Annotated in this window: 1 protein-coding gene and 1 pseudogene; both read right to left on the reverse strand. The window is 60.7% G+C overall.

All coding sequences use genetic code 11. The features are described 5' to 3' along the window. Window positions 1-819: pseudouridine synthase (locus NW819_RS12880; RefSeq protein ID WP_414413984.1), on the reverse strand; the 819-nt coding region annotated here is incomplete at its 3' end. A gap of 41 nt (window positions 820-860) precedes the next feature. After that, a pseudogene (locus NW819_RS12885) lies at window positions 861-1,189 on the reverse strand (hypothetical protein); the annotation flags it as partial.

The raw sequence follows: 1,189 nt of genomic DNA on the forward strand, positions 1-1,189 counted from the left end.
GCGTGAGCGGGCCGGAGGCCTTAGAGGGCGCTTCCCGAGCGAGGATGAGCTGCTGTGCCCGGTGAGAGGGGCCAGTAAAGCTTGGAGCTCATGGGGATCCAACTGGCGGAACTGGCCTGCTTTCAGGTTGCCCAAGCCCAGTGGGCCAATGGCTTCCCGATGTAAGCTGAGCACCGGATGCCCAAGACGCTCCGCCACCCGCCGAATTTGCCGGTTGCGTCCCTCAAACAACACCACCCTCAGCCAGGAGCAATTGGGATGCTCCCTTTGCCGGAAATCCGGGGCAGGACAAAACTCCACCTCCGCCGGCAGAGTGGTGTATCCCTCTAAGTCTACTCCGTCTCGCCAATGTTGCAGAGTGGCCTGACTCGGATGCCCTTGTACCTGTACCCGGTAGGTTTTGGGCAGATGATAGCGCGGATGGGTCAGCTTCAAGGTCAAGTCGCCATCATTGGTGAGCAGCAAAGCGCCACTGCTGTCCGCATCCAGCCGGCCCACCGGGTAGAGGCGGGTTTGCCGTTTCCAAGATGGGGGGAGCAGATCCAGCACCGTCTTGCGTCCCCAAGGATCTGCACAGGTTGACAAAACCCCCACTGGCTTGTGCAGGAGCAAAACATAGCGCGCCGGATCCTTGGCCAAAGGGATCACTTGCCCATTCACCTCGATGCAATCCCGCTCTGGGTCGGCTTTGGAGCCCAGCTCAGTGACCACCTTCCCATTGACCCGAACGCGCCCGGCCAGGATCCAGGCTTCCACCTGGCGACGCGAGGCCAATCCCTGCTGAGCCAAGAGCTTCTGTAGCCGTTGGGGTTCTGCCATGGGGATTTGAACAGCAAAAGCAGCAACCGAAGCTGGGGGTGCTAGGCGGCAGAGCCTGGGGCCTCCGGCCCGCTTGCGCGAACGGGGTTGGAGAGTCGGTCGGACACACCAGCAGAATTGGAGGGCAACAGCAGCATTTCCGACTGAGACTCTGAGTTTCCTCCTAGAGAATAGCTGAGGCCACAGTCGAACTCTTCTGCCAGCCGACAGACTTCCTTGAGATCTCCCACCGACCAAATGCTCCAACTGCTGCGAATTTGGTTATCCACCCACACTTCCACGCGATTGCCTTCGATGTGCATGATGCGCTTGGGCTTGGCTTCTGAAGGGCAGCCTGCAGGCTCGGCCAAGGCCTCCGGCCCGCTCACGC

Source organism: Synechococcus sp. R8-2, from assembly GCF_047461715.1.
GTDB lineage: Bacteria > Cyanobacteriota > Cyanobacteriia > Thermostichales > Thermostichaceae > Thermostichus.